Here is a 14906-nt window from a genome sequence, read left to right as displayed (position 1 = left end):
ATGCTGTCTGCTCTGATGCTCGGCGGTTCGCGGTTCACGCTCTCGTCGGGCGGTACCACCGATCCGGGAGAGCAGCCGGATACCAGCCAGATCGCCAAGTGGGCGCGGGGGCTGGGCAGCAATATCCCCAGCTCGCAGTTCGGCGACTTCAGCGCGCACAGCTACTACTGGCAGTTCACGGCGCCGATGACGGGCATGCTGGAATGGTGGGACTGGTACACGCAAGGTGCCCGCGCGAACGCCGAATGGGGAGACCGACACTCCTACGGCAACTACGGCCGGTATCGGCTGGACGTGTACGAGATCGACGATCCAGCGGCTTCGAACTGCCTGACCGACACGACCCGGACCTATGTCGGGGAGAGCGGAGACTTCTGGCCCGGCCGGATCGTTGACGGCTTCGATGGCGTGGACAGCCCGCGCTTCTCCGGTCCGGGCTCCTACTCGAACAGCCAGAGCCCAGCGAACGGCATCATGGTCGGGAGCGCTGGGGCCTATCTGCAGAGCTACAACACGAAGACAAAGCGCGGGGAACTCGGGAAGAACTTCAAGGCCTCAGAAGACCCGGCGATGCCGTCGAACCACACCAGCCAGACCCTTTATGTGGGCAGTGGCTGGGTGATCGTGCCGCTCAAGAGCAAGGACGCCGACGGCAACCTGACCGTCACCGGCATCCCGGTGACCAAGGACAAGGTCTACCTCGTCCACTGCCGGAACATCGGTAGCAGCCCGAGCGCGAACAGGACCCACGACAACCAGTTCATGGCCGACCACAACCCGATGTTCGGGGTGTCCGGCATCTCCATGCCCATGGACCCGCATCTGGCGATGTACGGCGCAAGCGGTGCGCGCGATTGGCGGCGCATCCCGGCGATCAGCTACTCGATCGATGGCATCATCTTCGGCAACTCGATCGGCCTGAGCCGCAGCAACGGCGGCAGCGCAAAGAACCCAGGCAACTACACCAAGATCGTCGGCAACACCTGGGTCCGCCAGCAGTGGACGCCGATCGCCGGGTACGACGAAGAGTTCGTCCGCGTCTGGGTGCATGTCTGCCGACACACTGGCACCGAACAGGGGCTGCAGGGCCGCTTGGTGCGCGCCTCGCAGAACACCAACAGCAATGCCTTCCCTGAGGCGCTGGGGGCGTCGGGCTTCGCCACGATCGACGACGACTTCGACGGCTGGTTCGACTTCCCGAAGGCTACGGCCAAGCAGGTCGACATCGGCTCCAACTATCGCTGGGGTGACGATGCCAACAGCAATCCCGGCACCAGCGTCCGCCCCTGGATGAGCGCGGCCCTGCCGAGCAAGGCCCGGATCCAGCGCGGCTATCACTATGCCCTGGAGCTGCGGAACAAGAGCAACTCCAGCACCAGCGGCTATTGGATCGGCGACACGATCGGCCCGGGCAACCGGCTGAACCGGACCCGCGGTACTGGCCGCGACGCGATCTACCCGCTGGGCGTCTTCCCATGCATCGACACCGGTGACGGCCTGTCGGGCTGGGAGCTGCGCAACCACGCGCAGACCTCGTCCAACGCCGGCAGCAACTGGTCGGTCCTCTACACCGAGGGCCAGGTGTTCCCGATCTGGCTGGAGCCGGCATGACCCAGCAGCACCCGACCGACCCTGTCCTGGGGATCAATCTCGACGCGATCAGCTCGCGGCCACAGATGCCGCTGGGCACGACCGCCATGGGCCTGGCCGGCCAGAAGCACGTCTACTGCTTCACGGCCGAGGAGATCGAGCCGGGCGAGAAGTTCGTCTTGGGCGACGGCTACACGGCCGAGAAGGACGAGGAGGGGCCGTACGAGGTTCCGGCCACCGTCCCGGCCTGGTCGTTCTTTTGGGGCTTCGAGTGGATCATCCCCACCGACAGCCCACCCCCCGGCTTCAAGTTCATCGCGATCGGCGATGGCCCCTACGTCCTGGCAGTGGACGGCAAACCCCTCGTGGTGGAGATCTGACGATGGCGCTGAGGCCTGAGGATGTGATCGATCTGAAGTCGCCGGGCGATCATGCTGGCGTCTTCAATGCGCTGCGCCCCGTCACCCGCCGCCGCCCGCACGGCTTCCGCATTCAGTTCGGCCGCATGTCGCTCTACGGCAACAACGACATGACGCATCAGGCGACGATCGAGTTGGCCGCGCCTGCGGATGACGTCGAAGCTATCCAGGTGATCATCGGCAACGGCGGCGGCACTACCGGCTTCGGCGTGCGGGTCTGCGCGCAGTCGATCCCGAACAAGTCGGACCTCAACGGCGACCCCGGCGCGTTCGTCACGATCACAGGCACGGACATTGAGACGCTGGGCACCACTCCCTGGCTGGCTCCACCCCCGCCGACGCCCACCGCGCAGCGGCGCGCCTACAGTCTGTCGGACTGGGCGGATATACCCTCAGTGGCCCGCGATGACGGTGGCTTTGGCGCCTTGTACGTCATCCGTTGCTACATCAGCAGCAATTCCCCGCTCTGGTTCCTGGGCCAGACCGGCGACGACTTCACGAGCTGGGCCGCGCATCCCTCCCGGATGTGGGCCATGCGGATCAACAGCGGCAATTGCACGCCAGATGGCGGCACGCCGAGCAACTTCGTCAGCTCCACCAACGTGAGCCGCAGCCCGATCCTCGGCATCCGCTACCGGCGGCGGACGGGCAAGGTAATCACCCTGATGAACCAGGGGGACAGCATCGACGAGAGCCAGGGGGCCGGCCTGACTCGCCAGTGCGAGGGCTGGATGTTCAAGGCGGCCCAACAGCTTCAGGCGCAGTATCCGGCCTATGCATTCGAGGTCGCCAACACCGCATGGAGCGGCAGCACCTATCGCTCGTTCGGCCGGCGGCTCGGCGATGTGCTGGGCGCGGGCCTGGTGCCGGATGTGATGGTCTTCCCCTGTGGCAGCCCGAACGATCCGCCAGATCCTCCGGCCCTGATCACCAAGGCGATCACCGGCCGGGCCGAGGGCTACATGAGCGAGATGCTGCGGCTGTGCCGGCAGTACGAGACCCGGCCGATGATTCGTTCCTGGCTGCCGACCGACACGACGGTGCATGACTGGAACGGCACCGATGCCGAGCGCCGCCGCTGGAATGCCGAGTGCAAGGCGCGGCCGGACTTCGACTTCCTGGACTTCAGCAGCGTGAGCGATGGCGCGATCGATGGCGATGGACAGGTGCCTTATGCCAACGGCTTCACGACGGATGGCATCCACCCGAACGACGCCGGCGTGACAGCAATGGCGCCGCTAGCGGCGGCGAAGATCGCTGAGGTGCTGCGCCTTTGACGAGCAAAAACTGAGGCCGAGTCCTCTGGCTGTTCGTCATGCTCAGCAAGAGCGCTGCGGTGGCTGACGAGCTGGTCCGATCCGACAAAGTTGTGGTCACTCTCATCCATGGCGCCCGTAGCATGCAGATGCTGGCCGTCGGCAACCCGGATGGTATCTGCCCGAACAGCTGCGGGCTGCGTATTTTTAGAGCTCGTTTGCCACCGCGATCCAGCGGGCGCGCGGGTTGGTCAGTATTAAGAGGCGTCAGAGGAGTAGAAGTTAGGCTGTCCGTCTTTATCCATTCCGACCGCTGAGCAATATTAGAAAGTTCTAGCGTCCTGAAAATGGCGTCTCAGCATCAAATAATCCATAGGCACATCGCCATGATCTCTTGAAATCTCAGCTGTACCATTCCTTGGTCTGGATTGAATATCATACATAAAACCGGTCTGATAAAATTCATTCTTTTGGAAAGATGTATAAAATACACAACCCATGAGACATGGAGAAATAGATATTCGATCAACATTGTAAAATTTCTTGAAGTACGATCGACTTTGCTCTGAATCTTCATTTGTCATGAGGACCGTCCAGTCGACTATATACTCGTCTTCCGGAAATATGGTTGTTCCAATATCACCCATACCACTTCGAAAACCATCACAGAATTCTGCATGCCGCTTAACAGGTTCTGTAGTTCCTGTCATGCAGCAAAACAAAGGTGCTATTCCTGCCCGTAAAGCAGGAGTCCTTCCAAGATTTCGTATGAAGAACCGCACCGGCAAGGTAAGTCCATCCGCTTCCCATCGAAGCGGTCCTATCAGCTCTATTTTAACAGATAGCCATGGGCGATTGTCAGCGACAAATGCGTTGCGGCTAAGTTCTACTGCTTCGCGCGAATGGCTTAAGCTGCGTAGAACAAGAATTGCAGCTATTATCGAGGCTAGCAGTTGGCCAACGCCTACCCAAAGCACTAGTTCTGCCGAAAAAGCCATATCCTCCTGCGCTAGCAGATCTCGTCGTGCACGGCAGTCCTCATCGTAAGGACATAACAAGCTTGACTCGGCGGCCAAGGGATCGGGAGTTGCCTTCAGTTGTAACGAAGAGGTCTGCTGGCCTACCGCAGGTATAGGTAGGATTAGGCATATCAAGATAAAGAGCGGCATTGTTACTCTGGAAGCAAGAGTTTTCATAGCTACCGGCCGTACAGACAAGAATGGCGTGTTCTGCAAAGAAATACGTTACCAGGGCGCACGTATTGCGTCAGAATATTGGGATATGCTTCATCTGTTGGCTCGATTATGTTGCTGGTGAGCGCGCCCTGTGACCAAGGCACCTGGCGCAGCTCGGGAACATCTCCTCAGGCTTCCCCGTGCGAAAAGCCTGCCGAAGGCCGGTGTAGGCAGCGCCGCGCCAGATGCTCAAGATGTCGCCGGCGCTCGCGTTGCCCAAACTATGGCCGCTGTGGTCGACCGCGCAGCAGGGATGGACATCGCCATTCTCGGCGACCGTGAGCGTGTTCCAGGCCCAAAAGCATCCGCGGCGCTTCTCACGCAGGTCCTTAAACCGGCGCCGCTTGGAAGCAACGATCTCTGCGCTGTCTACATCTCGAACGATTTCGTAGCTGTCGAAGCCATACTGCCGGTATCGCTGCTTCACCTCCGGCATCTCGTGCCGGTTGTGCTCGAAGGCGACAAACTTCCAGATCAGGCGCGGCCTCGCGCGGCCCAGCCGGCACTTCGTCTCGGCGAGCAGGGCGACGTTCTTGAGGACCAGGTCGAAGCGGCCGCCGCGCCGGTAGATCTCGTAGGTTCGGGCGGAAGCCCCATCGAGCGAGATGTAAATCGTATCGACGCCCGATTTGACGAGCCGCTCAGCACGTTGTGCCGTGATTGGCATAGATAGATTGCTAGGGAATGAGACGGCGACGCCCAGCTCGTGTGCGCACTCGATCATATCGAGGATGCCGCGCCCGAGCAGCGGCTCACCGCGATAGCTCAGGCTGACGCCCATCAGTGTCGGCGCAAGCGGCTCCAAAATACGGCGAAAGCGATCTACCGGCATGTGCATGTCGTGTCGTAGCGTAGCCGTGAAGTTGTCCTCGCTTTGCTGGCAACCAGTGCAGCGAAGCTGGCAAAGCGGCGTCGGCTCGATCTTGACGTAAGGCGGTAGGCTGCGGGGTGAGCTTATGACGAGACGGTGTTCAATTATGTTCAGAATGAGGTTGGAGAGCTTTCTCATCGTGAGATACGGCAGGAGTGTGGAAACATGCCGTCGGAAATAGCCTAACCGGCCTACCTGCTTCATTATCATATTGTTCATCCCGGAAACGCGGGAGAACATGATCATGATGATTGGCAGCTGCCGAGCGTGACGGAGTGTCACGGTAAGCCGGAGGGATACCCCTATCCCTTCGTCCCGCACTGCGAGCACCTCAGCTTCGGCTCGATGTCACCCAGGTAGCTGGCATGCCACCCGAGGCCCAAGAGCCGGCCATACGGGATCCAGCACTCGTGGCCGCACGCCCGGCAGCGGATGACCAGGCCGCGGGCCTGGAGGACGGGGTAGCGGTGGAGGTGGGAGCGGGTGGGCATGGCCGCTGGAGGGCGATTTCGGCCCAAAGACTGCGGGGAAAAGCCCCTGGTTTGTCAATGGTGGTCGGTGGCGCGTTTCACTCTTTGAAACCTCACCAAGCTCCTGAAATCATACAATAGATGTGCGGATTTTGGTTCCGCCATGCGGAGGTTCGAATCCTCCCGCCCCAACCAGGCTCTGCCCGCATCCTTCCACGGCTCTCCGGCCTCCGACCTGCCGCCCCTGGATCGATCCGGCCGGAACCCCCACATGCGTCGGGTGGTTTTCGCGGCTGTACGCCGAGGTCGATGCATGAAGAATCCGGATCCCCGCGCCTGGATGTGGTCCAACGCGGTCGAGATGCTGCTCCGCGCCGAGCGGATGCATCAGCAGAAGTTCCAGCCGGTCCACGGCCGCGCCCGCGCCCCGGCCTGGGAGCCGCCGGTCGACATGCTGGAGACCGACCATGAGCTGCTGGTGCTGGCCGCCCTGCCGGGCGTCGATCCGGAGCGGATCCAGGTCGTGATCGACAACGGCGTGCTGGTGATCGCCGGCGAGCGGGTCCTGCCGCAGGAACTGCGCTTTGCCCGGATTCACCGGCTGGAGCTGCCGCAGGGCCGGTTCGAGCGCCAGTTGCCCCTGCCGCCCGGACGCTACGAGGTGATGCGCCCCGCCGTCGTCAACGGCTGCCTCACCGTCGTCCTGCGCAAGCTCGCCTGACCGGGAAACGTCGTCATGATCCCCCATTCCCCGTTCCTGTCCGCGGCCGATGCCGGTGCCGGCGGTGCCGCCAGCCAGTTGCCGGAGCTGGCGCCGGACGAACTGCTGATCCTGCCGGTGCGCGGCTTCGTGCTGTTCCCGGGCGTCGTGATGCCCGTCGTGATCAACCGGCCGGGCTCCGTCGCGGCCGCCCAGGCCGCCGTGCGCCAGGGCCGCCCGGTGGGCATCCTGATGCAGCGCGATGCCGAGGCGCCGGAAGCCAATCCCGGCAACCTGCACCGGATGGGCGTGGTCGCGAACATCCTGCGCTACGTGACGGCGCCGGATGGCTCGCACCACCTGATCTGCCAGGGCGAGCAGCGCTTCTATGTCGAGCACTTCGTGCGCGAGCAGCCGGTCCTGGTCGCCAGGGTCCGGCGGCTGGAGGAGACCGACGAGCAGTCGCAGGACATCCAGGCGCGCTTTCTCCACCTGAAGGGGCAGGCGACCGAGGCGCTGCAGCTCCTGCCGCAGAGCCCGCCGGAACTGCTGGCCACCGTCAGCAACGCGGCCTCGGCCGCGGCGCTGACCGACATGGTGGCCGCCTATATCGACGCCTCGCCGGACGAGAAGCAGGACTTCCTGGAAACGCTCGACCTGCGCGCCCGAATGGACAAGGTCGCCCGGCTGCTGGCCCAGCGGATCGAGGTGTTGCGCCTGTCCCAGGAGATCGGCAAGGCGACCAAGGCATCCCTGGACGAGCGGCAGCGCGAGGTCCTGCTGCGCGAGCAGATGGCGGCCATCCAGCGTCAGCTCGGCGAGGGCGACAACGCCAAGTCCCAGGAGATCGCCGAGCTCGGCGAGGCGATCGGCAAGGCGGGCATGCCGGAAGAGGTGGAGCAGGCGGCGCGCAAGGAGCTGCGCCGGCTGGAGCGGATGCCGGACGCATCGGCCGAGTACGGCATGATCCGGACCTATCTGGACTGGCTGATCGAGCTGCCCTGGCAGCTCGGCGAGGAGCCGCCGATCGACATCGCCGAGGCCAGGCGGATCCTGGACGCCGACCATTTCGGCCTGGAGAAGATCAAGCAGCGGATCGTCGAATATCTGGCGGTGCGCAAGCTGGCACCGGAGGGCAAGGCGCCGATCCTGTGCTTCGCCGGGCCGCCGGGTGTGGGCAAGACCTCGCTCGGCCAGTCGATTGCGCGCGCCATGGGCCGCAAGTTCGTGCGCGTCTCGCTGGGCGGTGTGCATGACGAGGCCGAGATCCGCGGGCACCGCCGCACCTATGTCGGCGCCCTGCCGGGCAACATCATCCAGGGCATCCGCAAGGCCGGGGCGCGCGACTGCGTGATGATGCTGGACGAGATCGACAAGATGGGCTCCGGCATCCAGGGCGATCCGTCGGCGGCGATGCTGGAGGTGCTGGACCCCGAGCAGAACGGGACGTTTCGCGACAACTATCTGGGCGTGCCGTTCGACCTGTCGCGGGTGGTGTTCATCGCGACCGCCAACATGCTGGACACGATCCCGGGCCCCTTGCGCGACCGGATGGAGATCATCAGCCTGGCCGGCTACACCGATGCCGAGAAGCTGGAGATCGCGAAGCGCTACCTGGTGGCGCGCCAGCTCGACGCGAACGGGCTGAAGCCCGAGCAGGCCGGCATCGACGACGCGGCAATCGCCGAGATCATCCGGGCCTATACCCGCGAGGCGGGCGTGCGCGGGCTGGAGCGGGAGATCGGCCGGGTCATGCGCCATGTCGCGGTGGCGGTGGCGGAGGGGCGGACGGAGCCCACGCGGATCGGCAAGGCCGATCTGGCCGAGGTGCTGGGGCCGCCGCGCTTCGAGGACGAGGTGGCCATGCGCACCGCCGTGCCGGGCGTGGCGACGGGGCTGGCCTGGACACCGGTGGGCGGCGACATCCTGTTCATCGAGGCGACCCGCACGCCCGGCACCGGCCGGCTGATCCTGACCGGGCAGCTGGGCGAGGTGATGCGCGAGAGCGCACAGGCAGCACTCAGCCTGGTCAAGAGCCGGGCGGGTGAGTTCGGGCTGGAGCCGACGGCGTTCGAGAAGAGCGACATACACGTCCATGTCCCGGCCGGGGCCACGCCCAAGGACGGGCCGAGTGCTGGGGTGGCCATGTTCATCGCCCTGGCCTCGGTGCTGACCGGGCGCACGGTGCGCAGCGACACGGCGATGACCGGCGAGATCAGCCTGCGCGGCTTGGTCCTGCCGGTGGGCGGGATCAAGGAGAAGGTGGTGGCGGCGGCCAGAGCCGGGATCACGCGGGTGATGCTGCCGGCGCGCAACCGGCGTGACTATGACGACATCCCCAAGGATGCTCGCGACCGGCTGGGATTCGTCTGGCTGGAGCGGGTCGACCAGGCGGTGGCCGAGGCGCTGGCGGCGGCACCGGTCGAGCGGGAGGAGCCGGCCGAGGTGGGCGTCTAGCCGCGACCGTTTGAGGCCAGGCGGCCTGCCTTCGGGGGACTTGTGGCTGCGGAAGTGGCAGGATAAGCGCTGCGCGCCGGAATGCTGGCGCGCAGCGCGGCGTCTCGCCGTGTCGTATCTTCTTGGACTGCAGGACGGAAGCTGGACGCCATGACGACCCATGCGGGCAAGGTCGCCCTCATCACCGGAGCCACCGGGCAAGACGGCGCCTATCTGGCCCAGCTGCTGCTCGACAAGGGCTATATCGTCCACGGGATCAAGCGCCGCTCGTCCTCGTTCAACACCGGACGGATCGAGCATCTCTACGAGGACCCGCACGTCCCGCACCCGCGCTTCATCCTGCATTATGGCGACATGACGGATTCGACCAACTTGATCCGCGTGGTGCAGGAGACGCAGCCGGACGAGATCTACAATCTGGCCGCCCAGTCGCACGTCCAGGTCAGCTTCGAGACGCCGGAATACACGGCGAACGCGGATGGGATCGGCACGCTGCGCCTGCTGGAGGCGATCCGCCTGCTGGGGCTGACGGAGAAGACCCGATTCTACCAGGCCTCGACCTCGGAGCTGTACGGCAAGGTCCAGGAGGTCCCGCAGAGCGAGACTACGCCGTTCTACCCGCGTAGCCCCTATGCCGCGGCCAAGCTCTATGCTTACTGGATCGTGGTGAACTACCGCGAGGCCTATGGGATGCATGCGTCCAACGGCATCCTGTTCAACCATGAGAGCCCCTTGCGCGGCGAGACCTTCGTCACCCGCAAGATCACCCGGGCAGTGGCCGCCATCCATCTGGGCCGGCAGAACAGGCTCTATCTGGGCAACCTGGACGCCAAGCGCGACTGGGGCCACGCGCGTGAGTATGTGCGCGGCATGTGGCTGATGCTGCAGCAGGACGAGCCGGACGACTATGTGCTGGCGACCGGCCAGACCAACACGGTGCGCTCGTTCGTGGAGAAGGCCTTCGCCCATGTCGGCGTCACCCTCGACTGGCAGGGCGAGGGCGTGGACGAGAAGGGGATCTGCCGGAAGACCGGCAAGGTCCTGGTCCAGGTCGACCCGCGCTACTTCCGCCCGACCGAGGTGGACCTGCTGATCGGCAACCCGGAAAAGGCCCGGCGCAAGCTCGGCTGGAAGCACGAGACCGACATGGACGCGCTGCTGGCCGAGATGGTCGAGGAGGACCTGAAGGTGATGGCGACCGCACCGGTGATGCGGGATGCCTGAGGCCATCTTCTCCCTGAAGGGCAAGCGGGTCTGGGTGGCCGGCCATCGCGGCATGGTCGGCTCAGCGATCGTCCGGCGCCTCCAGCGGGAGGACTGCGAGGTCCTGACCGTGGACCGCGATCGGGTGGACCTCAAGGACCAGGCGCAAACGCGCGCCTGGATCCTGGACACGAGGCCGGACGCAATCTTCCTGGCAGCCGCCAAGGTCGGCGGGATCCTGGCGAACGACAGCTTTCCGGCCGACTATCTCTACGACAACCTCATGATCGAGGCGAACATCATCGAGGCGGCGCACCGGGCGGAGGTACAGAAGCTCCTGTTCCTCGGCTCGTCCTGCATCTACCCGAAGTTCGCACCCCAGCCGATCACCGAGGACAGCCTGCTGACCGGGCCGCTCGAGCCCACCAACGAGTGGTACGCGATCGCCAAGATCGCCGGGATCAAGCTGGCCCAGGCCTATCGCCGGCAGCACGGGCGCGACTTCATCTCCGCCATGCCGACCAACCTGTACGGGCCCGGCGACAATTTCGACCTCCAGTCCAGCCACGTCCTGCCGGCCTTCATCCGCAAGGCGCACGAGGCGAAGCTCGCCGGCTCGCCTGAGATCGTGATGTGGGGGACCGGCACGCCCCGGCGCGAGTTCCTCCATGCCGATGACTGCGCGGACGCGCTGGTCCATCTGATGCAGGCCTATTCCGGGCACGAGCACGTCAATGTCGGCTCGGGCGAGGACGTGACCATCCGCGAGCTCCTGGAGCTGGTCTGCCGGGTGGTGGGCTACGACGGGCGGATCGTCCAGGACACGAGCAAGCCGGACGGGACGCCGCGCAAGCTGATGAGCGCGGACAAGCTGCGCGCCTCCGGCTGGCAGCCGCGGATCGGCCTAGAGGAGGGCGTGCGCGCCACCTATGGCTGGTTCCTGGATAACGAGAGGCGCGCTTAAGCCTCCGGCAGGATCGATCGCCGGCTGTCGCTGACTGCCGGCCTGCCAGCGCTGGTCATGCCCTGTCATGGCCGCAGGCCCGCCCGTTTGACCCTCAGCGGATCGCCTGCGTGCATGAGTCGACATGCTCCCATCTCACCGGCCAGAACTCGCGCCCGAAGTGAATGCATGAGCGATTGTCGCATTATTGATGACATTCTGGAAATTCTCTCAATATAACAGTGCCAGAAACCGCCGCCTCAAGCGGGTATAAATGGGCACGTGCTATGCCATGGCATCGCGATACCTCAAGACGGGGCTGGCCACGCCTGCGCAGGCGTGGCTTTCTGACGATGGCCGGATCCGCAGCAGTTGTTGCCGCCGCCCCGGCGCACGCGCGCGGGACGCCGACGGTCAGAGACCTGATCCCGGGATATGACGACCCCCCGTACAATGGCGACCTGCCACCCCTGCCGCCGACCTGGACCAAGCGGGCACCACCCTGGCGGACCGGTCGGCGCCGGCGGGGCAGGCCAGGCAGGCCGGGGCGGCCACCGGCGGGAGGCGGGCAATGATCCTCCCGGAATATCGCCTGATCGGCTGCCCCATCTATGCCTGCACCCAGGCCAACATCCGCTGGCAGCGCGGGCATTATTTCTCCTTCCAGGCACCGAAGGACGGGGTCGTCACCAAGTTCATGTGGCAGACGCAGGGGGCCCGGAAGCATGCCGAGCCGGACGACGCCCATAGCGGCGGCAATTTCGGCTGCTACCGGATCAACTTCTATCGCTGCAACGACTGGACCCAGCCCAAGGGCACGCTGCTCGCCTCGGGGGTCGTGACGCCCGGCGAGGTCGGCTACTATCCCGGCCGGCAGGTGGGCGGCTTCGACGCGTTCAATGCGAACGCCACGCGCTTCGGCGTCGCGAACAGCCCGGAACTGGTGGGCGGCCTCCATGTCCAAGCCTGGCTGAACCGGACCTCGCTGCGCGGCAGCGAGTATGTGTACAGCGGCACTGCCTATGTCTGGATCGACGTGACCGCGAACGGCAGCCCGTGGCTGGTCACGGCGGGCGAGTGGATCCTCGCCGAGTATGTCAATCTGGCGGCGAGCCCGACCACCAATTTCTCGTTCGACAACAACGCGTTCTCGGCATCCGCCGCCCATCCTGGGACGGAAGGGTCGAACTCGCCGCTCGACCGGCTCCTCGCGGTGCGCGAGTACCTGCCCGCCACCGAGCAGCCCAGCACCGATGCCAGTGCCGGCGGGGCGCGCGGCATGACGCCGGTCTTCCTCCTGGGCTATGACGACGACACCTGGTACGGCCAGCCCTGGTACTACCGAGGGCGTTACCGCGGCGGGAATTCCAGCGCCGGCCTGTTCGACGAGGATCCGGTCGACCCCACCAAGCCCCGCCCGGAGACGTCCACGCGGGGGCCGGCGCTCATGGTGTACGGGCAGCGCCGCCTGCGCCAGATCCTCACCCCACCGGCCGACTTTCCCGGCGAGGTCGTGGACGAGATCTACGTCCATGCCTGGCGGTGGACCAGCCTGATCGGCTACAACCTCAACCGGCGGCTGGGCGTGCGCATCATGCGCGTCACCGGCGTGGCCGGGCGCAACCTGACCCTGGGCCTGAAGCAGGTCTGGCCGCCGCCGACCGCCTCGGGCGACGACGTGTTCCGCGTCGCCGGGGCCGGGCCGTTCAAGGCCTTCCCGGAGAACAGCTTCGCCGCGTTCGGCCGCGACGTGGTGGCCGGCAAGACGCTGACGATCACGCCCTCCAACCTCACCTCGCGCAACTCGCCTACGCTCACCGAGTTCGAGCGGGCCGTGCCGATCATCCCCTATGGCCGCCTCACGATCGACCCGCCGCTCGAGATGGCGGCCCATTACCGCTACATCGTCGAGATCATGGCGGAGGACGGCGCCTGCTACGCGATGCAGCTGCAGAAGAACCCGCACCGCTACTTCAACCTCTACCGCAAAAAGTCGGACGGGGCCTACGACACCAGCCAGGGCCGGGCGCTGATGCCGGACGGCACGCGCCGGCCGGAGATCAAGATCCCCCAGGTCTGGGCCTGTCATCCCCACTCCGTGCCGACCATCAGCGAGGACGACGCCAACAATTCCGGCCGCTTCTACAACGCTTCCGGAAAGCTCTACGACACCAGCATGGCCTGGTTCGAGTTCAACGACCACATGCTGCCGATCAGCCTGATGCCGGTGGCGTGACCAGCAGGAGAGCAACATGGCCATCATCCTAGGCACGCTCGGCGACGACCTGCTCGACGGCACGGACGGGGACGACATCGTCCTGGCCAGGGCCGGCAACGACACGGTGCATGGCCAGGGCGGCAACGACGTCATCGGCCTGGACAGCGGCAACGACATCGCGTTCGGCGAGGCCGGCGACGACACGATCATGGGCGGCGACGGCAACGACCGGCTGGATGGCGGCGAGGGCGACGACAGCCTGAGCGGCGGGGCCGGGGACGACCGGCTGGTAGGCGGTGCTGGCAACGACCGGCTGCAGGGCCATGGCGGCGACGACGACCTGCGCGGCGGCCTGGGCGACGACCACATGGTGGGAGGCGACGGCGACGACTATCTGGATGGCGGCGGCGGCGCCAACATCCTCTATGGCGGGGCCGGCAACGACACCATCGCCGTCTACAGCCGGGACCAGGTGACGGCCGGGGACGGCGACGACCTGATCGAGATCGGCGGCTATGACAGCCTGGACGCCAGGATCTCCCTGGGCCGGGGCGCCGACAGCTTCACCATGGACTATTCCGGCGGGAACCAGGAGTTCGCCGGCGGAGGGCGGACGGTGATCACCGACTTCCGCCATGGCGAGGACCAGATCGGCGCGCTGCGTTTCGCGATCTCCGACGACGATCGACCCGAGATCATCGGCTTCGAGGCGCTGGACAGCAACGGGGATGGCGTGGTCGGCGAGGGCGATGCGGGGGTGAGCCTGGAGGATGGCGGGCTGACGATCGACCTGGCGCCGGCGCTCACCGAGCTAGCTTCGGTGGGACGGCCGGGATTCGAGGTGACGGACCCGATGATCCTCAGGCTTCTGGGGGTGACGGAGCTGTCGAGCGCCGATTTCATAGGGCTTGTTTAATTCAGGTGTAGCATTTCGCTTCAGATCTCGAAGCACTGCGCAACATCCCGCCCATGGATGAGAATTTGGCCGGGACATTGTACTCTGTTGCATTTGTATTGCGCAAACCTAGTACGCCAAACCCAGAAAGGTAGATGATGGCGCAGATCACGGGCACCGCCGGGGCAGACATCATCATTCCTACGGCGCCAGACCCCTTGTTGAGGACCACATCTAACGACGATGTTGTCCTTGCCCTTAGGGAAGATGACTTTATCGACGGTGGTATTGGTGATGATGTTCTTGATGGAGGGCCCGGTAATGACATTCTCTACGGTGGCGCGGGCGAGGACACGGCTTCCTATGGGACCGCGGCTTCTGGAGTGACGGTGAGCTTGGCATTGAGTGGCGGCCAAGCGACCGGAGGGGCAGGCAACGACACACTGGTAAGCATCGAGCGGCTGATCGGCTCGGTCTACAATGACACGCTGATCGGTGATTCTGGTCAGAACATGCTGAGTGGCAATGCTGGCGATGATGTGCTGCTTGGGGGTGCGAGCAACGACGTGCTCGAAGGCGGCGCGGGCAACGATGTGCTTGATGGTGGCGCGGGCGACGACGTGCTTGATGGTGGAGGGGGCATCAACAC

At 65.0% G+C, this 14906-nt stretch carries 12 protein-coding genes; 10 read left to right on the top strand and 2 right to left on the bottom strand.

The annotated features are described in order from the left end of the window. From HLA95_RS14445 to HLA95_RS14435, 3 genes are read left to right on the top strand one after another with little or no spacing between them, the layout of a single operon-like run. Complete coding sequence (locus tag HLA95_RS14445; RefSeq protein WP_191057848.1) at positions 1-1611, top strand: hypothetical protein; 1611 nt, start codon at positions 1-3, stop codon at positions 1609-1611. Then, the gene (locus tag HLA95_RS14440; RefSeq protein WP_191057849.1) at positions 1608-1970 is read left to right on the top strand and encodes a hypothetical protein; all 363 of its coding nucleotides are present in this window, start codon (positions 1608-1610) and stop codon (positions 1968-1970) included. Before HLA95_RS14445 ends, HLA95_RS14440 begins: the two co-directional genes overlap by 4 nt. A 2-nt stretch (positions 1971-1972) precedes the next feature. Then, on the top strand, positions 1973-3286 hold the full coding sequence (locus HLA95_RS14435; RefSeq protein ID WP_191057850.1) for an SGNH/GDSL hydrolase family protein: 1314 nt from the start codon (positions 1973-1975) through the stop codon (positions 3284-3286). A 302-nt stretch (positions 3287-3588) separates the two neighbouring features. Here the strand turns inward: HLA95_RS14435 and HLA95_RS14430 are convergent, their stop codons facing one another. After that, positions 3589-4263, bottom strand: coding sequence for a hypothetical protein (locus tag HLA95_RS14430; protein WP_191057851.1), 675 nt, complete (start codon positions 4261-4263; stop codon positions 3589-3591). A gap of 304 nt (positions 4264-4567) precedes the next feature. Then, positions 4568-5617 carry a radical SAM/SPASM domain-containing protein gene (locus tag HLA95_RS14425; RefSeq protein ID WP_191057852.1) on the bottom strand — a complete coding sequence of 350 codons (1050 nt, stop codon included), beginning with the start codon at positions 5615-5617 and terminating at the stop codon, positions 4568-4570. 537 nt (positions 5618-6154) lie between these two features. Between HLA95_RS14425 and HLA95_RS14420 the strand changes: the two genes are divergently transcribed. From HLA95_RS14420 to HLA95_RS14390, 7 genes are all read left to right on the top strand, one after another. Then, positions 6155-6562, top strand: coding sequence for an Hsp20/alpha crystallin family protein (locus tag HLA95_RS14420; protein WP_159718935.1), 408 nt, complete (start codon positions 6155-6157; stop codon positions 6560-6562). A gap of 15 nt (positions 6563-6577) precedes the next feature. Beyond that, positions 6578-8998, top strand: a complete 2421-nt coding sequence (gene lon, locus HLA95_RS14415; protein ID WP_191057853.1) for an endopeptidase La — start codon at positions 6578-6580, stop codon at positions 8996-8998. Between the two features lie 150 nt (positions 8999-9148). Next, positions 9149-10222 carry a GDP-mannose 4,6-dehydratase gene (gene gmd, locus HLA95_RS14410; protein ID WP_191057854.1) on the top strand — a complete coding sequence of 358 codons (1074 nt, stop codon included), beginning with the start codon at positions 9149-9151 and terminating at the stop codon, positions 10220-10222. Next, complete coding sequence (gene fcl / locus HLA95_RS14405) at positions 10215-11165, top strand: GDP-L-fucose synthase (RefSeq protein ID WP_306422310.1); 951 nt, start codon at positions 10215-10217, stop codon at positions 11163-11165. The genes gmd and fcl overlap by 8 nt, the downstream gene beginning before the upstream one ends. A gap of 550 nt (positions 11166-11715) precedes the next feature. After that, positions 11716-13380: a hypothetical protein gene (locus tag HLA95_RS14400; protein ID WP_191057855.1), complete on the top strand. Its 1665-nt coding sequence runs from the start codon at positions 11716-11718 to the stop codon at positions 13378-13380. 16 nt (positions 13381-13396) lie between these two features. Then, the gene (locus tag HLA95_RS14395; RefSeq protein WP_191057856.1) at positions 13397-14278 is read left to right on the top strand and encodes a calcium-binding protein; all 882 of its coding nucleotides are present in this window, start codon (positions 13397-13399) and stop codon (positions 14276-14278) included. A 134-nt stretch (positions 14279-14412) separates the two neighbouring features. Beyond that, a partial coding sequence (locus HLA95_RS14390) for a calcium-binding protein (protein WP_306422309.1) occupies positions 14413-14906 on the top strand: 494 nt, incomplete at its 3' end.

Origin of the sequence: Geminicoccus harenae, assembly GCF_019800005.1 — a bacterium.
In the GTDB taxonomy this organism is placed as follows: domain Bacteria; phylum Pseudomonadota; class Alphaproteobacteria; order Geminicoccales; family Geminicoccaceae; genus Geminicoccus; species Geminicoccus harenae.
This window is presented reverse-complemented; position numbering and strand designations above follow the sequence as displayed.